The organism is Helicobacter pylori, from assembly GCF_006439795.1.
In the GTDB taxonomy this organism is placed as follows: domain Bacteria; phylum Campylobacterota; class Campylobacteria; order Campylobacterales; family Helicobacteraceae; genus Helicobacter; species Helicobacter pylori_CR.
The window spans coordinates 41,543-62,324 of record NZ_VEYL01000002.1 but is presented as its reverse complement, the minus strand read 5'-3'; the positions used below and the strand labels follow the sequence as shown (position 1 = coordinate 62,324).

Annotated in this window: 15 protein-coding genes and 1 pseudogene; all 16 read left to right on the top strand. The window is 38.5% G+C overall.

Going from position 1 to position 20,782, the window contains the following annotated elements:
• The 16 genes and pseudogenes from FIM66_RS01465 to FIM66_RS01390 all read left to right on the top strand — a co-directional run bounded on the left by FIM66_RS01465 (position 1) and on the right by FIM66_RS01390 (position 20,647).
• Positions 1-1,062: a dehypoxanthine futalosine cyclase gene (locus tag FIM66_RS01465; RefSeq protein ID WP_194146541.1), complete on the top strand. Its 1,062-nt coding sequence runs from the start codon at positions 1-3 to the stop codon at positions 1,060-1,062.
• 5 nt (positions 1,063-1,067) lie between these two features.
• Positions 1,068-2,369, top strand: coding sequence for a M16 family metallopeptidase (locus tag FIM66_RS01460; protein WP_140479312.1), 1,302 nt, complete (start codon positions 1,068-1,070; stop codon positions 2,367-2,369).
• Positions 2,369-3,793 carry an Asp-tRNA(Asn)/Glu-tRNA(Gln) amidotransferase subunit GatB gene (gatB, locus tag FIM66_RS01455; RefSeq protein ID WP_194146408.1) on the top strand — a complete coding sequence of 475 codons (1,425 nt, stop codon included), beginning with the start codon at positions 2,369-2,371 and terminating at the stop codon, positions 3,791-3,793. The genes FIM66_RS01460 and gatB overlap by 1 nt, the downstream gene beginning before the upstream one ends.
• Positions 3,793-5,085, top strand: a complete 1,293-nt coding sequence (locus tag FIM66_RS01450) for a SurA N-terminal domain-containing protein (RefSeq protein WP_140599840.1) — start codon at positions 3,793-3,795, stop codon at positions 5,083-5,085. The genes gatB and FIM66_RS01450 overlap by 1 nt, the downstream gene beginning before the upstream one ends.
• A 10-nt stretch (positions 5,086-5,095) precedes the next feature.
• Positions 5,096-6,112, top strand: a complete 1,017-nt coding sequence (locus tag FIM66_RS01445; RefSeq protein ID WP_140599839.1) for a tetratricopeptide repeat protein — start codon at positions 5,096-5,098, stop codon at positions 6,110-6,112.
• Positions 6,099-6,585: pseudogene (rnhA, locus tag FIM66_RS01440) on the top strand (ribonuclease HI). The gene FIM66_RS01445 and the pseudogene rnhA overlap by 14 nt, the downstream one beginning before the upstream one ends.
• The gene (gene rnc, locus FIM66_RS01435) at positions 6,542-7,261 is read left to right on the top strand and encodes a ribonuclease III (RefSeq protein WP_194149231.1); all 720 of its coding nucleotides are present in this window, start codon (positions 6,542-6,544) and stop codon (positions 7,259-7,261) included. The pseudogene rnhA and the gene rnc overlap by 44 nt, the downstream one beginning before the upstream one ends.
• Positions 7,258-8,355, top strand: a complete 1,098-nt coding sequence (gene aroC / locus FIM66_RS01430) for a chorismate synthase (protein WP_140599836.1) — start codon at positions 7,258-7,260, stop codon at positions 8,353-8,355. Before rnc ends, aroC begins: the two co-directional genes overlap by 4 nt.
• 37 nt (positions 8,356-8,392) lie before the next feature.
• Positions 8,393-8,908 carry a DUF2603 domain-containing protein gene (locus tag FIM66_RS01425; protein ID WP_101003056.1) on the top strand — a complete coding sequence of 172 codons (516 nt, stop codon included), beginning with the start codon at positions 8,393-8,395 and terminating at the stop codon, positions 8,906-8,908.
• Positions 8,908-10,281, top strand: a complete 1,374-nt coding sequence (gene hemN, locus FIM66_RS01420) for an oxygen-independent coproporphyrinogen III oxidase (protein WP_140499736.1) — start codon at positions 8,908-8,910, stop codon at positions 10,279-10,281. The genes FIM66_RS01425 and hemN overlap by 1 nt, the downstream gene beginning before the upstream one ends.
• Positions 10,278-11,570, top strand: coding sequence for a (Fe-S)-binding protein (locus tag FIM66_RS01415; RefSeq protein ID WP_140599835.1), 1,293 nt, complete (start codon positions 10,278-10,280; stop codon positions 11,568-11,570). Before hemN ends, FIM66_RS01415 begins: the two co-directional genes overlap by 4 nt.
• A 76-nt stretch (positions 11,571-11,646) precedes the next feature.
• Complete coding sequence (locus FIM66_RS01410) at positions 11,647-16,485, top strand: DEAD/DEAH box helicase (protein ID WP_140599834.1); 4,839 nt, start codon at positions 11,647-11,649, stop codon at positions 16,483-16,485.
• Positions 16,482-18,284, top strand: coding sequence for an SIR2 family protein (locus tag FIM66_RS01405; protein WP_140599833.1), 1,803 nt, complete (start codon positions 16,482-16,484; stop codon positions 18,282-18,284). Before FIM66_RS01410 ends, FIM66_RS01405 begins: the two co-directional genes overlap by 4 nt.
• Positions 18,241-18,450 carry a hypothetical protein gene (locus tag FIM66_RS08110; protein ID WP_140479332.1) on the top strand — a complete coding sequence of 70 codons (210 nt, stop codon included), beginning with the start codon at positions 18,241-18,243 and terminating at the stop codon, positions 18,448-18,450. Before FIM66_RS01405 ends, FIM66_RS08110 begins: the two co-directional genes overlap by 44 nt.
• Before the next feature lie 53 nt (positions 18,451-18,503).
• Positions 18,504-19,316 carry an outer membrane protein gene (locus FIM66_RS01395; RefSeq protein ID WP_140479334.1) on the top strand — a complete coding sequence of 271 codons (813 nt, stop codon included), beginning with the start codon at positions 18,504-18,506 and terminating at the stop codon, positions 19,314-19,316.
• Between the two features lie 158 nt (positions 19,317-19,474).
• A complete protein-coding gene (locus FIM66_RS01390; RefSeq protein ID WP_140490477.1) occupies positions 19,475-20,647 on the top strand; it encodes a pyridoxal phosphate-dependent aminotransferase in 1,173 nt (390 codons plus the stop codon).
• Positions 20,648-20,782: the final 135 nt, after the last annotated feature.

The following is a 20,782-nucleotide window of genomic DNA, read 5'->3' as shown; positions in this document are numbered from 1 at the left end:
ATGCGCATCAACAGAGAAGAAATTTTGGATTTAATGAAAAACGCGCCCTTGAAAGAATTAGGGCAAAGGGCTTTGAGAGTAAAGCAACGCTTGCACCCTGAAAACCTGACGACTTTTATTGTGGATAGGAATATCAATTACACCAATATTTGTTTTGTGGATTGCAAGTTTTGCGCGTTCAAACGCACCCTAAAAGAAAAAGACGCCTATGTGTTGAGCTATGAAGAAATTGATCAAAAGATTGAAGAATTGCTCGCTATTGGCGGCACGCAGATCCTTTTTCAAGGGGGGGTGCACCCCCAGCTCAAAATAGACTATTATGAAAATTTAGTCAGCCATATCGCTCAAAAATTCCCCACCATTACCATTCATGGTTTTAGCGCGGTTGAAATTGATTACATTTCTAAAATCTCTAAATTGCCTTTAAAAGAAGTTTTAGAAAGGTTGAAAAACGCTGGGTTAAGCTCCATTCCAGGAGCGGGAGCAGAAATACTAAGCGATAGGGTGCGCGATGTCATTGCTCCTAAAAAATTGAGCAGTGATCGGTGGATTGAAGTGCATAGAATGGCACATCTTTGCGGGATTAAAAGCACGGCTACCATGATGTTTGGGAGCGTGGATAATGAAGAAGATGTAATAGAGCATCTACAAAGGGTGCGCGATTTGCAAGATGAAACCGGTGGCTTTAGGGCTTTTATTTTATGGAGTTTTCAGCCCAACAACACCCCCTTAAAAGAAGAAATCCCAAGCATTAAAAAAGCAAGTTCCAATCGGTATTTACGCTATTTGGCATGCAGTAGGATTTTTTTGGATAACATTCAAAACATACAAAGCTCATGGGTTACTCAAGGCTCTATGATAGGGCAGTTAGCCTTATTGTTTGGAGCGAATGATTTAGGGAGTGTGATGATGGAAGAAAATGTAGTGAAAGCGGCCGGGACGAGTTTTTGCATGAATGAAGCGGAAATGATAGAGCTTATTGAAGACATTGGGAGCGTGGCGGCTAAACGAAACACCGCTTATGAAATCTTAAAGCGTTATCCGGCTAAAGCAAAGGTATAAAGAGCATGAAAAAATTTTTAATCACTTTATTATTAGGAGTTTTTATGGGGTTACAAGCGAGCGCTTTGACACACCAAGAAATCAATCAAGCTAAAGTCCCTGTGATTTATGAAGAAAATCATTTATTGCCCATGGGGTTTATCCATTTAGCTTTTAGAGGGGGTGGGAGCTTAAGCGATAAAAACCAGTTGGGTTTGGCGAAATTGTTCGCGCAAGTTTTAAACGAAGGCACTAAAGAGCTTGGTGCGGTGGGGTTTGCGCAACTTTTAGAGCAAAAAGCGATCAGTTTGAATGTGGATACTAGCACAGAAGATTTGCAAATCACTTTAGAATTTTTAAAAGAATACGAAGATGAAGCCATAACGCGCTTAAAAGAGCTTTTGAAATCCCCTAACTTCACGCAAAACGCTTTAGAAAAGGTCAAAACCCAAATGTTAGCCGCGCTTTTACAAAAAGAAAGCGATTTTGACTATTTGGCTAAATTGACTTTAAAACAAGAACTTTTTGCTAACACCCCTTTAGCTAACGCAGCCTTAGGCACTAAAGAGAGCCTCCAAAAAATCAAGCTAGAGGATTTGAAACAGCAATTTTCTAAGGTCTTTGAACTCAATAAACTCGTGGTGGTGCTTGGGGGCGATTTGAAAATCGATCAAACCCTTAAGCGTTTAGATAACGCTCTTAATTTCTTGCCGCAAGGTAAAGCGTATGAAGAGCCTTATTTTGAAACGAGTGATCAAAAGAGCGAAAAAATCCTCTATAAAGACACTGAACAGGCTTTCGTGTATTTTGGTGCGCCCTTTAAAATCAAGGATTTAAAACAGGATTTAGCGAAATCTAAAGTCATGATGTTTGTGCTTGGGGGAGGGTTTGGCTCTCGTTTGATGGAAAAAATCAGGGTTCAAGAGGGCTTGGCTTATAGCGTGTATATCCGCTCCAATTTTTCTAAAGTGGCGCATTTTGCTAGCGGGTATTTGCAAACCAAGCTCAGCACTCAAGCTAAAAGCGTTGCCTTAGTTAAAAAAATCGTTAAGGAATTTATAGAAAAAGGCATGACGCAACAAGAATTAGACGACGCTAAAAAGTTTTTACTAGGCTCTGAGCCTTTAAGGAATGAGACGATCTCTAGCCGCTTGAATACTACTTACAATTATTTTTATTTAGGTTTGCCTTTAAATTTCAACCAAACGCTCTTGGATCAAATCCAAAAAATGAGTTTGAAAGAGATCAATGACTTCATTAAAGAGCATACCGAAATCAATGACTTGACTTTTGCCATTGTGAGCAATAAAAAGAATAAGGACAAATAATGCCATTTGAAGCTGTAATCGGGCTAGAAGTCCATGTCCAACTCAACACCAAAACCAAAATCTTTTGCTCTTGCTCTACAAGCTTTGGAGAAACCCCCAATTCTAACACATGCCCTGTGTGTTTGGGTTTACCGGGAGCTTTACCGGTATTGAATAAAGAAGTGGTTAAAAAAGCCATCCAATTAGGCACAGCCATTGAAGCTCATATCAACCAGTATTCCATTTTTGCGAGGAAAAATTACTTTTACCCTGATTTGCCTAAGGCTTATCAAATTTCGCAGTTTGAAGTCCCCATTGTGAGCGATGGGAAGTTAGAGATTGACACCAAAGAGGGCACAAAAATCGTGCGTATTGAAAGAGCCCACATGGAAGAAGACGCCGGTAAAAATATCCATGAGGGTCATTATTCTTTGGTGGATTTGAACCGCGCTTGCACCCCTTTATTAGAAATTGTCAGCAAGCCGGACATGCGAAATAGTGAAGAAGCCATAGCGTATTTGAAAAAGCTCCATGCTATCGTGCGTTTTATAGGGATTTCTGATGCGAACATGCAAGAGGGGAATTTCAGGTGCGATGCGAATGTATCCATTAGGCCTAAGGGCGATGAAAAGCTTTACACGAGGGTGGAGATTAAAAACTTAAATAGCTTTAGATTCATCGCTAAAGCGATTGAATACGAGATAGAGCGCCAAAGTGCGGCGTGGGAAAGCGGGCGTTATAATGAAGAGGTGGTTCAAGAAACGCGCCTTTTTGACACCGCCAAAGGGATCACCCTTTCTATGCGCAATAAAGAAGAATCAGCGGATTACCGCTATTTTAAAGATCCGGATTTGTATCCTGTTTTTATTGATGAAAAACTTTTAAAAGAATCTCAAAAGATCAGTGAATTGCCCAGTGCGAAAAAAACCCGCTACATGAAAGATTTTAACCTTAAAGAAGACGATGCGAATTTATTGGTGAGCGATCCTTTATTGGCGGAGTATTTTGAAAGCATGCTCAATCTTGGGGTTAAGGCTAAAACGAGCGTAACATGGCTTTGCGTGGAATTATTAGGGCGCTTGAAGGCCGAGATCACTTTAGAAAATTGCGGAGTTAGCGCTCATGCGCTAGGCGCTTTAGCCAAACGCATTGATGAGGGCAAGATTTCAGGCAAGAGTGCTAAAGATGTGTTAGACAAGCTTTTAGAAGAGCAAGGGGGCGATGTGGATGTGCTCATTGAACAAATGGGCTTGTCTCAAGTCAATGACACAGAAGCGATTGTTAAAGTGATAGAAGAGGTGCTTAAAAACAACGCTGATAAGGTGCTTGAATACAAAAGCGGTAAGGACAAGCTTTTTGGGTTTTTTGTGGGGCAAGCGATGAAAAATCTAAAAGGCGCTAATCCTAGCGTGGTGAATGCTATTTTGAAAGAGAAATTGGGTTGATGAGGAAAATTTTTTCTTATGTTTTGAAGGCTTTGTTGTTTATTGGGATCGTTTATGCAGAGCCGGAATCTAAAGTGGAAGCCTTAGAAGGGAGGAAGCAAGAGTCTTCTTTGGATAAAAAAATCCGCCAAGAATTAAAGAATAAGGAATTGAAGAATAAGGATTTGAAAAATAAGGATTTGAAAAATAAGGATTTGAAAAATAAAAAAGAAGAAAAGAAAAACACCGAAGAAAAGAAAGAAATAAAAGCCAAGAGAAAGCCCAGAGCAGAAGTCCATCATGGGGATGCCAAAAATCCCACTCAGAAAATAACGCCTCCTAAAATCAAAGAGGGCACTAAAGGGGTTCAAAATCAAGGCACGCAAAATCAAGGCGTTCAAAATAACGCGCCAAAACTTGAAGAAAAAGAGACAACCTCTCAAACTCTTGAAAAAAATAAAGGAACAAGCCCTAGCTCTCAATTCAATTCCATTTTTGGTAATCCTAATAACGCTGCCAACAACACCCTTGAAGATAAGGTCGTAGGGGGCATTTCATTGCTCGTTAATGGTTCGCCTATCACGCTGTATCAAATCCAAGAAGAGCAAGAAAAATCTAAAGTGAGTAAGGCTCAAGCCAGGGATCGTTTGATTGCTGAACGCATTAAAAACCAAGAAATTGAGCGCTTGAAAATCCATGTAGATGATGACAAGCTAGACCAAGAAATGGCGATGATGGCGCAACAACAAGGCATGGATTTAGACCATTTCAAACAAATGCTTATGGCTGAGGGGCATTATAAACTCTATAGGGATCAGCTTAAAGAGCATTTGGAAATGCAAGAATTGTTGCGTAATATTTTGCTCACCAATGTGGATACCAGCTCTGAAACCAAAATGCGCGAATATTACAACAAACACAAGGAGCAATTCAGTATCCCCACAGAAATAGAAACCGTGCGCTACACTTCCACCAATCAAGAAGATTTAGAAAGGGCTATGGCAGATCCTAATTTAGAAATTCCAGGGGTGAGTAAGGCCAATGAAAAAATAGAGATGAAAACCTTAAACCCTCAAATCGCTCAAGTCTTTATTTCGCATGAGCAAGGATCTTTCACGCCCGTTATGAATGGGGGTGGGGGGCAGTTCATCACCTTTTATATCAAGGAAAAGAAGGGTAAAAACGAAGTGAGTTTCAGCCAGGCCAAGCAATTCATCGCTCAAAAATTAGTGGAAGAATCTAAAGATAAGATTTTAGAAGAGCATTTTGAAAAATTGCGCGTTAAGTCTAGGATTGTGATGATTAGAGAGTGATTTTTAGATTGTGCAACACTTCAATTTCCTCTATAAAGATTCTTTATTTTCTATCGCTTTATTTACTTTCATTATCGCTCTTGTCATTCTATTAGAACAGGCTAGGGCGTATTTCACCCGAAAGAAAAACAAAAAATTTTTACAAAAATTCGCCCAAAATCAAAACGCCTATGCGAGCAGTGAGAATTTAGACGAGCTTTTAAAGCATGCCAAAATTTCTAGTTTGATGTTTTTAGCCAGAGCGTATTCTAAAGCGGATGTACAAATGAGTATTGAAATCTTAAAAGGGCTTTTGAATCGCCCCCTAAAAGATGAAGAAAAAATCGCTGTTTTAGATTTATTAGCTGAAAATTATTTTAGTGTGGGGTATTTGCAAAAAACAAAAGACACCGTGAAAGAAATTTTGCGCTTTTCCCCAAGGAATGTGGGAGCGTTGTTGAAACTTTTGCATGCGTATGAATTAGAAAAAGATTATTCAAAGGCTTTAGAGACTTTGGAATGTTTGGAAGAATTAGAAACGCCTGAAATTGAAACGATTAAAAATTACCTTTATCTCATGCATTTAATAGAGAATAAGGAAGATGCGGCTAAAATCTTGCATGTTTCAAAAGCGTCGTTAGATTTGAAAAAAATCGCCCTAAATCATTTAAAATCTTATGATGAAAATCTTTTTTGGCAAGAGATTGATGCAACCGAACGGCTAGAAAATGTGATCGATCTTTTATGGAATATGAATATCCCTGCTTTTATTTTAGAAAAACATGCCATTTTGCAAGACATCGCACGATCTCAAGGGCTGCTTTTGGATAACAAACCTTGCCAAGTTTTTGAATTAGAGGTTTTACGCGCTCTATTGCATAGCCCTATGAAAGCGCGTCTGACTTTTGAATACCGCTGCAAGCATTGCAAACAAATCTTTCCTTTTGAAAGCCATAGGTGTCCTGTGTGTTATCAGTTAGCGTTTATGGATATGGTGCTTAAAATTTCTAAAGAAAGCTATGGGAGTGGATTAAATGCAAGAAATTGAAATTTTTTGCGATGGTTCTTCTTTAGGCAATCCTGGGCCAGGCGGTTATGCGGCGATTTTACGCTACAAAGATAAAGAAAAAATCATCAGCGGGGGCGAATCATTCACCACGAATAACCGCATGGAATTAAGAGCGCTCAATGAAGCGTTAAAAATTTTGAAACGCCCATGCCATATCACGCTTTATAGCGATTCGCAATACGTGTGCCAAGCGATCAATGTGTGGCTGATTAACTGGCAAAAAAAGAATTTTTCTAAAGTCAAAAATGTGGATTTATGGAAAGAATTTTTAAAAGTCTCTAAAGGGCATTTGATTGTGGCTGTTTGGATCAAGGGGCATAATGGGCATGCCGAGAATGAACGATGCGACAGCCTCGCTAAATTAGAGGCGCAAAAACGGGTCAAAACGACCACTTAAAGGGAAACATGATGAAAAACAAACGCTCTCAAAACAGCCCTTATGTAACGCCTAATAACCCTTATACAACGCTAGAAAAATCTTTAGGGTATTCTTTTAAAGACAATCGTTTATTGGAGCAAGCCTTAACGCATAAATCATGCAAGCTCGCTTTAAACAATGAGCGCTTGGAATTTTTGGGCGATGCGGTGTTGGGCTTGGTGATAGGGGAGTTGCTATACCATAAATTCTATCAATACGATGAGGGCAAACTCTCTAAATTAAGGGCTTCTATTGTGAGCGCGCATGGTTTTACTAAATTAGCGAAAGCGATTGCTTTGCAAGATTATTTGCGCGTCTCTTCTTCTGAAGAAATTTCTAAAGGGAGAGAAAAACCCTCTATTTTATCGAGCGCTTTTGAGGCTTTAATGGCTGGGGTGTATTTAGAAGCGGGGTTAGCTAAGGTGCGTAAAATCATGCAAAATTTACTCAATCGCGCTTACAAGCGTTTGGATCTGGAGCATTTGTTTATGGACTATAAAACCGCTTTGCAGGAATTGACCCAAGCGCAATTTTGCGTGATCCCCACTTACCAATTACTTCAAGAAAAAGGGCCCGATCACCATAAAGAATTTGAAATGGCTCTATACATTCAAGATAAAATGTATGCGACCGCTAAAGGCAAGAGTAAAAAAGAAGCCGAACAGCAATGCGCTTATCAAGCGCTTCAAAAACTTAAGGAAGCAAAATGAACACTTTGGGGCGTTTTTTAAGGCTCACGACTTTTGGGGAATCGCATGGGGATGTGATAGGGGGGGTATTAGACGGCATGCCTAGCGGGATTAAAATAGACTATGCACTATTAGAAAATGAAATGAAGCGCCGCCAAGGGGGGAGGAATGTTTTCACTACGCCACGAAAAGAAGACGATAAAGTGGAAATAACAAGCGGGGTTTTTGAAGATTTTAGCACAGGGACGCCCATAGGGTTTTTAATCCATAACCAAAGGGCTAGGAGCAAGGATTATGATAACATTAAAAACCTTTTTAGGCCTAGCCATGCGGATTTCACTTATTTTCATAAATACGGCATCAGAGATTTTAGGGGTGGGGGGAGGAGTTCGGCCAGAGAGAGCGCTATAAGAGTGGCTGCTGGGGCGTTTGCTAAAATGCTTTTAAGAGAAATTGGTATTGTTTGTGAAAGCGGAATCATGGAAATAGGGGGCATTAAAGCCAAAAACTATGATTTCAATCACGCTTTAAAAAGCGAGATTTTTGCTCTAGATGAAGAACAAGAAGAAGCGCAAAAAACAGCCATTCAAAACGCTATCAAAAACCACGATAGCATAGGGGGCGTGGCTTTGATTAGAGCGAGAAGTGTGAAAACAAATCAAAAGCTCCCCATTGGATTAGGTCAAGGGCTATACGCTAAATTAGACGCTAAAATCGCTGAAGCGATGATGGGGCTTAACGGGGTGAAAGCGGTTGAGATAGGCAAGGGGGTAGAAAGCTCTTTACTAAAAGGCTCAGAGTATAATGATTTAATGGATCAAAAAGGGTTTTTGAGCAATCGTAGCGGAGGGGTTTTAGGGGGCATGAGCAATGGGGAAGAAATTATTGTTAAAGCGCATTTCAAACCCACGCCAAGCATTTTCCAACCTCAACAAACCATAGACATTAATAATAACGAATGCGAATGCTTGTTGAAGGGCAGGCATGATCCTTGCATTGCGATTAGAGGGAGCGTGGTGTGCGAGAGTTTGCTTTCATTGGTGTTGGCTGATATGGTATTACTCAATTTGACTTCAAAAATAGAGTATTTAAAAACGATTTATAATGAGAATTAAACGAAATTGGATACAATCAGTTTAAAAAGGATATAAAGTGGAAAAATTACCTAAAAAACGAGTTTCTAAAACCAAATCACAAAAACTTATCAATAGCCTAACCACCCAAAAAAACAGAGCCTTTCTCAAAAAAATCAGCACTAATGAAATGCTTTTAGAATTGGAAAAAGGGGCGTTTAAAAAAAATGAAGCTTATTTTATTTCTGATGAAGAAGATAAAAATTATGTTTTGGTGCCAGATAATGTGATCTCTCTTTTGGCAGAAAACGCCAGAAAGGCTTTTGAAGCCAGGCTTAGGGCGGAATTAGAAAGGGATATTATCACCCAAGCGCCGATTGATTTTGAAGACGTGCGCGAAGTTTCCTTGCAATTGTTAGAAAATTTACGCCAAAAAGACGGGAATTTGCCTAATATCAACACCTTAAACTTTGTCAAACAAATCAAAAAAGAACACCCTAATTTATTTTTTAATTTTGACAACATGTTCAAACAACCCCCTTTCAATGAGAATCATTTTGAAAATTTTGACAATAGCGATGAGGAAAATTTTTAATGCAAACCATTGATTTTGAAAAATTTTCACAATATTCCAAGCCTGGTCCGCGATACACCAGCTACCCAACGGCGGTGGAATTTAAAGAAAATTTTAATGAAGAGAGCTTGAAAACGGCGTTTTTTAACCATGACCATCTCAAAAACCCCATGCCTTTATCGCTTTATACGCATTTGCCCTTTTGCAGGAGCGCATGTTATTTTTGCGCTTGTTCAGTCATTTACACCAGCTTAGAAGAGAAAAAAGTCCGCTATATCAGCTACCTTAAAAAAGAACTCGCTCTTTTAAAAAACGCGATGGATACCAACAGAGAAGTGGCGCAATTCCACTATGGAGGCGGCACGCCGACCTTTTTTTCGCCCATTCAATTAGATGAAATCACGCAAAGCATTCAAGAAGTTTTCCCTAATTTCAGCCAAGATATTGAAATGAGTTGCGAGATTGACCCTAGGCATTTCACTAAAGAACACATGCAAACCTTGTTTGATAGGGGGTTTAACCGCTTGAGTTTTGGGGTGCAGGATTTTGATTTTGAAGTCCAAAAAGCCATCCACCGGATCCAGCCTTTTGAAATGGTTCAAGAATCCGTGAAGCTCGCCAGAGATTACGGCATCAAATCCATTAATTTTGATTTGATTTACGGCTTACCCAACCAGACTAAAGAGGGTTTTTTAAAAACTTTGGAATGGGTTTTGAAATTAGATCCGGACCGATTAGCGGTATTTAATTACGCGCATGTGCCTTGGGTGAAAAAAACGATGCGTAAAATTGATGAAACCTTATTGCCAAGCCCTAGGGATAAGCTAGAAATTTTAGAAGCTCTCATTAGTTTTTTAGAAAAAGCCCATTACCAAATGATAGGCATGGATCATTTCGCTAAAAGCGATAATGAATTGTATCTGGCCCTTCAAAAAGCAGAGTTGCGTCGTAATTTTCAAGGCTATACCACTAAAAAATTCACTCAAACCATTGGCATTGGCGTTACGAGCATTGGCGAAGGGAGCGATTATTACACGCAAAATTATAAAGACTTGCACCACTATGAAAAAGCCCTTGATTTGGGGCATTTACCGGTAGAAAGGGGTGTAGCGCTCACCAAAGAAGATATTTTAAGAAAAGAAGTGATCATGCACATGATGAGCAATTTAAAATTGGATTACTCTAAGATTGAAGAAAAATTCCCTGTTGATTTTAAAGCGCATTTTAAAAAAGAATTAGAAAAATTAAAGCCTTATGAAGAAGCGGGCTTGCTTTCTTTTAACGCTAAAGGCTTTGAGATGACAAAAACAGGGGGCATGCTCGTTAGAAACATGGCTATGGAGTTTGACGCGTATTTGCGTGGGGGCGAAAAACATTTCAGTAAAACGCTATGAACGGGAATATTTTTGAAGAAGTAGGGGATGCTTGCGTCAAATGCGCTAAATGCGTTCCAGGTTGCACCATATACCGCATCCATAAAGACGAGGCGACTTCGCCTAGAGGCTTTTTAGATTTGATGCGCCTAAACGCTCAAAACAAGCTCCAATTAGACACGAATTTAAAACACCTTTTAGAAACTTGCTTTTTATGCACCGCTTGCGTGGAAATTTGCCCCTTTCATTTGCCCATAGACACTTTAATAGAAAAAGCCAGAGAAAAAATCGCTCAAAAATACGGCATTGCTTGGTATAAAAAATCCTATTTTTCCCTTTTAAAAAACCGCAAAAAAATGGATAGGGTGTTTTCTGTTGCGCATTTTTTAGCCCCTTGTATCTTCAAGCGAGTAGGAGATGATAGTTTAGAGCCTAGAGCGGTGTTTAAAGGCTTGTTCAAACGCTTTAAAAAAAGCGCACTGCCTCCCTTAAATCAAAAAAGTTTTTTACAAAAGCATGCAAAAATGAAGCCTTTAGAAAACCCCGTTCAAAAAGTGGCGGTTTTTATAGGGTGCTTGAGCAATTACCATTACCAGCAAGTGGGGGAAAGCTTGTTGTATATTTTAGAAAAACTCAACATTCAAGCGATCATTCCTAAGCAAGAATGCTGCTCAGCGCCTGCGTATTTTACCGGCGATAAAGACACCACGCTTTTTTTAGTGAAAAAAAACATAGAATGCTTTGAAAGCTATTTAGATGAAGTGGATGCGATCATCGTGCCTGAAGCCACATGCGCTAGCATGCTCATCAACGATTATTACAAGGTGTTTTTAGGCGAAAAAGATAAGGATTTGTATGTGAAGCGCTTGGAAAAAATCACGCCTAAAATCTATCTGGCGAGCGTGTTTTTAGAGAAACACACCCCTTTAAAAAATCTTTTAGAAAAAATCCCTAAGGGAAAAAAAGAGGTTATTACTTATCATAACCCTTGCCATGCCAAAAAAACCCTAAACGCTCATAAAGAAGTGCGCAACTTGCTCCATGCGCATTATGAAATTAAAGAAATGCCGGACAATTGCTGCGGTTTTGGGGGGATTACGATGCAAACCGAAAAGGCGGGATTTTCTTTAAAAGTGGGGCTTCTTAGGGCTAAAGAAATCATAGACACCAAAGCTACAATTTTAAGTGCAGAATGTGGGGCATGCCACATGCAATTAAACAACGCTTTAAAGTCTTTAGATGACCCTAACACCCCATCATTTTTGCACCCTTTAGAACTCATCGCTAAAGCCTTAAAAAGCGCTGAATAAAAAGCCTTTTTAACCCCGCTTTCTAACATCTTTTTATATAATACAAAACTTTAATACCGCTATTTAAGGAATGACAATGTCAGAAATCAGCACTTATAAACTCATTAAAGAAAAATTGCAAGCCATACCCCCCAACCAAAAAGGGAGCTTGTTTGAAAAAATTTCTAAGCGTTTTTTAAAAGAGCATGACAGCGCTAATGAATACGAGTCTATTGATCTTTGGAACGATTGGGAATTAAGGGGGAAAGAAGGCGATCGAGGGATTGATATGGTGGTTACAACGACTTCAAAAGAATACATCGCCGTGCAATGCAAATACCATCAAAACAACATCTCGCTTAACGACATTGCGACTTTTTTGACCCAATTACAAAGCGGGGTAGGGGAGATTAGGTTTAAAAAAGGGATCATCATCTCCATTTCTAACTTAAGCTCTAACGCTCTTAAAGCCATTGAACAAATCAGAAGCAACGGAATGGGTATTGATATTGATGAAATCACTGAAGAGGATTTTATCTATTCTCAGATTGATTGGGAAAAGCTGGATACCACGCAAAGCGAACTCCCCTTATGCGACAAGAAAAAGCCACGCCCTCACCAAATAGAAGCCATAAACGCCACCAAAGAGTATTTTTCTGACCCTAAAAACACTAGAGGCAAGCTCATTATGGCGTGCGGGACAGGCAAAACTTACACTTCTTTAAAAATCATGGAAGCTTTAGATCCCAAGATCACGCTTTTTTTAGCGCCAAGCATCGCTTTGCTTTCTCAAACTTTTAGAGAATACGCGCAAGAAAAAAGCGATCCTTTTTACGCTTCTATCGTGTGCAGCGATGATAAAGTCGGGAAAGGTAAGAAAAATAAAAGCGATGATGATATAGACGATATTAATTTTTCTGAGCTCCCCTTAAAGCCTTCCACTCGCCTTGAAGACATTTTAAGCGTTTATGAACAAGCGCAAAAAGAAAACAAGCGCTTCATCATTTTTTCAACCTATCAAAGCGCACTGCGTATTAAAGAAGCGCAAGAAGCGGGTTTGGGTGAAATCGATCTCATCATTTGCGATGAAGCCCACAGAACGGTAGGGGCTATGTATTCCACGAATGAAAGGGACGATAAAAACGCTTTCACGCTTTGCCATAGCGATGACAACATCAAGGCTAAAAAACGCCTTTATATGACCGCCACGCCTAAAGTGTATAGCGAAAGCTCCAAAGCTAAAGCCAAAGAAAGCGATAATGTCATCTATTCTATGGACGATGAGGGTATTTTTGGCGAAGAAATCTATACGCTCAATTTTGAAAAAGCGATTGCTTTAGATCTCTTGACAGACTACAAAGTCATGATTTTAGCGGTGCGGAAAGAAAATTTAAGCGGCGTTACTAACAGCGTGAATCAAAAGATCAGTCGGCTTGAAGCCCAAGGCACTAAATTAGATAAAAAGCTCATCAATAACGAATTTGTTTGTAAGATTGTCGGCACTCATAAAGGGTTGGCCAAGCAGGATGTAATCGCGTTAGACGATGAAAATAAAGAAGATAACGACTTGAAAAACCAAGAAGACACCAAGCCCTCTCAAAGAGCCATAAGCTTTTGTAGAAGCATTAAGACGAGTAAGAACATTAAAGACTCCTTTGAAACGATCATGGAATGCTATGATGAAGATCTTAAGAAAAAGATTTCTAAAAACCTAACAATCAGCATCGATCACATTGATGGCACCATGAATTGTAAGGTCAGGCTTGAAAAATTAGAACAATTCAATGAATTTAAACACAACACTTGTAAGGTGTTGAGCAACGCCAGGTGTTTGAGCGAAGGGGTGGATGTCCCGGCGTTAGATAGTATTGTCTTTTTTGATGGCAAAAGCGCTATGGTGGATATTATCCAAGCGGTGGGTAGGGTGATGCGAAAAAGCAAAGGCAAGAAAAGAGGCTATATCATTTTGCCTATCGCTTTAGAAGAGAGTGAAATAAACAACCTGAACGAAGCCGTCAATAACACCAATTTCAAAAACATTTGGAAAGTGCTAAAAGCCTTAAGAAGCCATGACCCAAGCCTGGTTGATGAAGCCACTTTCAGAGAAAAAATCAAAATCTTTGGGAGCGATGATGAAAAACATCAAGACGATGAATACTCGCGCGATGAAAAGCCACAAAAAGATAAAACAGAGCCAAGCGGTGATCCCAAACAAGCCCAAAAAACCCTTTTTGACGCTATCTTTCTGCAAAATCTAGCGGACGCCGTGTATAATGTCATGCCCACTAAATTAGGGGACAGGAATTATTGGGAAAATTTCACCAAAAAAACGGGCAATATCGCAAGGACCTTGAACAACCGCTTGAAAATTATTTTTGACAAAAACCCTGAATTTTTCCACGGCTTTTTAACTTCCTTAAAGGAAAATATCCATCAAAACATCAAAGAAGATGAAGCCTTAGACATGATCACTTCTCACATCATCACTAAGCCCATTTTTGATGCGATTTTTGGGGACAATATTAAAAACCCTATCGCAAAAGCCTTGAATAAAATGGTAGAAAAACTCTCCACTCTGGGCTTAGAAGGAGAAACTAAAGATCTTAAAAACTTCTATGAAAGCGTGAAAACCGAAGCAGTGCACGCCAAAAGCCAAAAAAGCCAACAAGAACTCATCAAAAACCTCTACAACACTTTCTTTAAAGTAGCCTTTAGAAAGCAAAGCGAAAAACTAGGGATCGTTTATACGCCTATAGAGGTGGTGGATTTCATCTTAAGAGCCACTAACGGCATTTTGAAAAAGCATTTCAACACGGATTTTAACGATAAAAACATCACGATTTTTGATCCTTTCACCGGCACCGGGAGTTTTATCTCTCGTTTGCTTTCTAAGGAAAATAATCTCATTAGCGATGAAGCCTTAAAAGAGAAGTTTGATAACCATTTATTCGCTTTTGACATCGTGCTTTTAGCCTATTACATCGCTTTAATCAATATCACCCAAGCGGCGCAAAATAGGGATAGCTCGTTAAAAAATTTCAAAAATATCGCGCTCACGGACAGCCTGGATATTTATGAGGAAAAAACGAATAAGGGGGCATTCCCGTTTTTTGAAGATTTGAAAGAAAACAAAGAAATCAAATCCACTATGGAAAAACAAAACATCAGGGTCATCATCGGCAACCCGCCTTATTCAGCCGGCGCAAAGAGCCAAAACGATAACAACCAAAACCTTTCACACCCAAAGCTTGAAAAAAGGGTTACTGAAAAATACTGCAAAAATTCCACCGCTAAAGTGGGGAAAACCACACGAGACACGCTCATTCAAAGCATTTGCATGGCAAGCGATGTCGTTAAAGATAAGGGGGTGGTAGGCTTTGTGGTGAACGGGGGTTTTATTGACTCTAAAAGCGGCGATGGGTTCAGGAAATGCGTGGCCAAAGAATTTGCGCATCTTTATGTGTTGAATTTGAGAGGGAACACCAGGACTTCGGGGGAGCAGCAAAAAAAGGAAGGCGTTGGAATTTTTGATAGCGGATCCAGAGTGACGATAGCGATCATCTTTTTTGTGAAAGATGCAAGCGTGAAAAATGGCGCGATTTCTTACTACGATATTGGGGATTATTTGAAAAGAGAGGAAAAGCTTAACCGGCTGGCGTCGTTTGAAAATTTGGAATCTGTGCCTTTTAAGGAAATCACCCCGAATGAAAAAGGCGATTGGATCAACCAAAGAGAAGACGCTTTTGAAAAACTCATCCCTTTAAAAAGGGACAAAAAACTCCAAAACCCTAGCGTTTTTGACATCAATTCTATGGGCGTTATAACGGGCCGTGATCCGTGGGTGTATAACTTTTCTAAAGACGCTTTAAGCCAAAATGTGCAAAAATGCATTGACACTTACAACGCTGACTTGAAGCGCTTCAATGAGGTTTTTAGGGAAGCTTTCAAACAACGCACCAAAGGCGTCAAATCAGGCGATCTGTATAAACAACTCAACGATAACGAAATCACCACCGATAAAACGAAAATTGCTTGGGTTCAAAATCTTAAAATGCAACTGATAAAAAGGAAAAAACTTGATGATTTTTCACAAGAAAAAATCTCTGTTAGTTTGTATCGCCCTTTTAATAAACGATATTTTTACTATGAGCGAGAACTTTCTTATAGTTTTTATTTAATGAAAAAAATTTTCCCGGATAAAGACGCTCAGAATGTGGTGATCAATACCACAATAAGGAATTTTAGCGCTCTGGTGAGCGACGCTATCACCGATATTCATTTTATAGGCGATGCCAACACTTACCCTTTGTATTATTACGATGATTTAGGGAATCGCCATTGTGCCATCAGCGGCTATGCACTCAACCTCTTCAGGAGGCATTATAAAGATAATACTATTACTGAAGAAGAGATTTTTTATTACATTTATGCGATTTTACACCATAAAGGCTATTTGGAAAAATACAAAAATTCCCTCGCCAAAGAAGCGCCGCGAATCGCTTTGAGCGAGGATTTTAAAGAACTCTCTATTCTTGGTAAAGAATTGGCCCAACTGCACCTTAACTATGAGAAGGGGGAAATGCATGCAAGCATTCAACGCGCCACGCTAATGAACGCAGAAGAAAAAGGCTATTATGATGTGGAAAAAATGATAAAAGAAATGAAAAAAGGGGAATGCCGCATCATCTATAACAAAAATATCACTATCACCAAAATCCCCAAAAAAGCCTTTGAGTATGTGGTGAATGGCAAAAGCGCGATTGACTGGGTGATTAAATGCTATCAAAAGACTACGGATACAGACAGCTTGATTGAAAACAACCCGAACGATTACGCCGGCGGCAAATACGTTTTTGAACTCCTTTGTAGGGTCATCACACTCTCTGTAAAAAGCGTGGATTTGATAGAAAAGATCAGCGAGAAGAGGTTTGAGTGAATCATCAACAATACAAAGAGTTTATTGAGACATCAATAGACAATATTAGGAAAGCTCACAATGAAAACTATTTAAGCATATTTGCAGGAGCTGGAATAAGCGCTGAATCAAAATTGCCTAAATGGGGTGATTTGATCAATGAGCTTCAAAAGTGTCTTTATGGTGATACTAAAAAAAATGAGGATTATCTTGTCCTTGCAGAAAAATTTTACAATCAATTTGGGGAAAGTTTTTATTACCAAACTTTAAAATCTCTAATCCCTAATAACGCAAAGCCAAATGATTTGCATTTGGGAATTGTCAAATTGAATATTAAAAATCTAATCACAACAAATTGGGACAATCTATTTGAACAGGCAATCAATGAAGAAGGAAGATTTTTCAATATCATAAAGAGCGATAAGGATATTGGGAGTTCAACCGGCTTTGCAAAGTTTATTAAAATGCACGGAAGTTTAGATGAAAACAACATCGTATTTAAAGAACAAGATTATTTAGAGTATAGTAATAATTTTCCCTTGATTGAAAATTATATTAAGGGAGTTTTTTCAACGGATACAGTGATTTTGCTTGGCTACTCATTGAGCGATCAAAATGTAAAGCAAATTATTTCTTGGGTAAATTCTCATTCAAAAAGTGTAAAACCAATCTATTTTATTAAAACAGCTAAAGAGTTTGATAGGATTGAATTTGAATTTTACAAAAATAAAAACATTCACATTCTTTATACTCAAGAATATTTTGGAAAACAAGGACATTATGAGGAACTGCTAAGCTTTCTAAAAGAGATAAAAAAAGATAAACCAAAAGATATTTCTAAAAGTTACAGCGGAATTATTTCTTCAACTAAGCAACTAAGAAAAATGATTTTTAATTTTGATTATAACGCAATGAAAAAAAGAATTAGTGAAATAATATCACTAAAAAGCTCTAGCGTTCTTAACGAATTAGAAAAAGCGTTTTTACTCTACCATCTTGGACAAGGTATTCAATCTTTTGAGACATTAAAAATAAATTCCAAACAAGCCTTTCGTGAAAGAAACTATGATGTTTGGTATATTAGTTTGTATAATATGTACAATATACCACTATTTTATGGGTATAGTGATGAAAACAATCTACGGAATAGTTACGATTCGATGGGATATTTCATTACAAAACAATGGAATAAATTTAAAATAGAACTTAAAGCAGAGATTAAGTTTTCTATTTTGGATCGCATTCTCTTTTCTTTTATTAGAAAACTGACTGAGAACTTTAGCGGGTATTTAATGATCCTAGAAAGTTCACCACGCTGTATGCAAAATTTGCTCTTTATTTTGCAACAATACAATATTGAGTATAATAATATTGATCTAGATCTCATGCAGCAAGCTCTAATCAATACGCTTATTAAAGAAATAATGGAACTTCCTAATGACACACAGATATTCATTTCTAATTATCTCATTTGCGATTTATTTCCCATTACAAAAAATAACGATGGTGTCAATCAAAATGTAAAAAATTTTCTGCTCAATATTTGGGAAAAGAATCAAAATAGAAAAACAATACAAGAAGATAAATATTATTTACTTCTAACATCCAACATGCACAGAATAGGCATTTTAAATAGCGAGCAATATCAAAAAATATTCTTGGAACTAAAAAATAAATACATGGATAGAGAAACAGCGAAAAAGTTCAATAATGAACAACCTATTCATGAGCAACTACTTAAACAAGCAATGCAAGAAGATGCGCTTGATAGGATGCTTGCTTTGCTTAAAGATTGTGAGAATGGTTTTAAAAAAGAATAGATTATTTCCTAATACTCATTATTTAAAACATTGGAGTTTATCAAACTTTATTAAGAAACCCCCCAAAAACAGAAAAAATCACCGAGCCAAACCGCTAAAACCCCCTAGAAAATTTAAAATTTTAAGTTTTAGGGGTGTTTTTCTTAAGAATTTAGGTTTTTTATAGATTATTATGTTATTATTATACGAAATGTAGACTTTTAGAAGGAAAAATGTTGTATGAAAAAGTTTGTAGTGTTTAAAACGCTCTGTTTATCGGTAGTGTTAGGTAATAGTCTTTTGGCAGCAGAAGGTAGCACAGAAGTGCAAAAGCAATTGGAAAAGCCAAAAGAGTATAAAGCAGTGAAAGGCGAGAAAAACGCTTGGTATTTGGGGATTAGCTATCAAGTCGGTCAGGCTTCGCAAAGCGTTAAAAACCCCCCCAAAAGCAGTGAATTTAACTACCCTAAATTCCCTGTGGGTAAAACCGACTATCTGGCTGTCATGCAAGGTTTAGGGCTTACTGTGGGTTATAAGCAGTTTTTCGGGGAAAAGAGATGGTTTGGTGCACGCTATTATGGCTTTATGGATTACGGGCATGCCGTATTTGGAGCGAACGCTTTGACATCGGATAATGGTGGGGTGTGCAAACTCAATGAACCATGTGCGACCAAAGTAGGGACAATGGGCAATCTGTCTGACATGTTCACTTATGGCGTGGGTATTGACACTTTATACAATGTCATCAATAAAGAGGATGCGACTCTAGGGTTCTTTTTTGGGGTTCAAATTGCGGGTAACTCTTGGGGTAATACGACAGGAGCTTTTTTGGAAACTAAAAGCCCTTACAAGCACACCTCCTACAGCCTTGATCCGGCGATTTTCCAATTCCTTTTTAATTTAGGGATTCGCACTCATATTGGTCAGCACCAAGAATTTGACTTTGGCGTGAAGATTCCCACTATCAATGTTTATTATTTTAACCATGGGAATTTGAGCTTCACTTACCGCCGTCAATACAGCCTTTATGTAGGGTATCGTTACAATTTCTGATTTAAAACGCTTGTTTTTCTCTAATTGAATTTTCAATTAGAGTTTTCTTACACAATCTCTTGCTTTCTTTTGAAACATTTTTAAAAGTTTTTTGAAAATTAAAATTAAAATCTTTTTGATCATGTTATGATAGTTCAAAAATTTAACAAGGATTAAGCATGTTGTATTCCTCTAAAATCCAATCCCTTTCAGAATCCGCAACGATCGCTATCAGCACACTCGCTAAAGAATTGAAATCGCAAGGAAAAGGTATTTTAAGTTTTTCAGCGGGCGAGCCTGATTTTGACACCCCACAAGCGATCAAAGATGCGGCTATAAAAGCCCTAAATGACGGCTTTACAAAATACACTCCAGTGGCTGGCATCCCTGAATTACTCAAAGCGATCGCTTTTAAATTGAAAAAAGAAAACAACTTGGATTATGAACCGGGTGAAATTCTAGTGAGTAATGGCGCTAAGCAAAGCTTGTTCAATGCGATTCAAGCCTTAATAGGGGAGGGTGATGAGGTGGTTATCCCTGTGCCTTTTTGGGTAACTTACCCTGAGCTTGTGAAATACAGCGGAGGGGTGAGTCAATTCATTCAAACCGATGAAAAAAGCCATTTTAAAATCACCCCCAAGCAGCTTAAAGACGCCTTAAGCCCCAAAACAAAAATGCTCATTCTCACCACTCCATCAAACCCTACCGGCATGCTTTATAGTAAGGCGGAATTAGAGGCTTTGGGCGAAGTTTTGAAAGAGACAAAAGTTTGGGTGCTTAGCGATGAAATTTATGAAAAGCTTGTCTATAAAGGGGAGTTTGTTTCTTGCGCGGCAGTGAGCGAAGAGATGAAAAAACGCACCATTACCATTAATGGCTTGAGCAAGTCAGTGGCGATGACAGGCTGGCGTATGGGCTATGCGGCGAGCAAGGATAAAAAATTAGTCAAATTGATGAATAATTTGCAAAGCCAATGCACTTCCAATATCAATTCTATCACGCAAATGGCTTCTATTGTGGCGCTTGAGGGGTTGGTAGATAAGGAAATTGAAACGATGCGTCAGGCTTTTGAAAAACGCTGTCATTTAGCCCACGCAAAAATCAATGCGATTGAAGGGCTGAGTGCTTTAAAACCTGATGGGGCGTTTTATCTGTTTATCCATATTGGTAGCCTTTGTGGGGGGGATTCGATGCGATTTTGCCATGAGTTGTTAGAAAAAGAAGGCGTGGCGTTAGTGCCTGGAAAGGCTTTTGGATTGGAAGGTTATGTTCGTTTGTCTTTTGCATGCTCAGAAGAACAGATTGAAAAGGGGATTGAACGCATCGCTCGCTTTGTCAAATCAAAGGGATAAAAAAATTGGTATTTAAAAAAAGGGGGGGTTAATCTTGTTTAGGATTTTATTTTGGGATTTTATATTGTAGTTTAAGCGGTGTAGCGTGGTATAATGGTTGGATTTAAAAGTTTGAAAAGTGCAGTTTTCATAACT

Coding starts and splice junctions, on each gene's coding strand:
- FIM66_RS01465 (WP_194146541.1), top strand. CDS start 1: ATGCGCATCAACAGAGAAGAAATTTTGGATTTAATGAAAAACGCGCCC.
- FIM66_RS01460 (WP_140479312.1), top strand. CDS start 1,068: ATGAAAAAATTTTTAATCACTTTATTATTAGGAGTTTTTATGGGGTTA.
- gatB (WP_194146408.1), top strand. CDS start 2,369: ATGCCATTTGAAGCTGTAATCGGGCTAGAAGTCCATGTCCAACTCAAC.
- FIM66_RS01450 (WP_140599840.1), top strand. CDS start 3,793: ATGAGGAAAATTTTTTCTTATGTTTTGAAGGCTTTGTTGTTTATTGGG.
- rnc (WP_194149231.1), top strand. CDS start 6,542: ATGAAAAACAAACGCTCTCAAAACAGCCCTTATGTAACGCCTAATAAC.
- aroC (WP_140599836.1), top strand. CDS start 7,258: ATGAACACTTTGGGGCGTTTTTTAAGGCTCACGACTTTTGGGGAATCG.
- hemN (WP_140499736.1), top strand. CDS start 8,908: ATGCAAACCATTGATTTTGAAAAATTTTCACAATATTCCAAGCCTGGT.
- FIM66_RS01415 (WP_140599835.1), top strand. CDS start 10,278: ATGAACGGGAATATTTTTGAAGAAGTAGGGGATGCTTGCGTCAAATGC.
- FIM66_RS01410 (WP_140599834.1), top strand. CDS start 11,647: ATGTCAGAAATCAGCACTTATAAACTCATTAAAGAAAAATTGCAAGCC.
- FIM66_RS01395 (WP_140479334.1), top strand. CDS start 18,504: ATGAAAAAGTTTGTAGTGTTTAAAACGCTCTGTTTATCGGTAGTGTTA.
- FIM66_RS01390 (WP_140490477.1), top strand. CDS start 19,475: ATGTTGTATTCCTCTAAAATCCAATCCCTTTCAGAATCCGCAACGATC.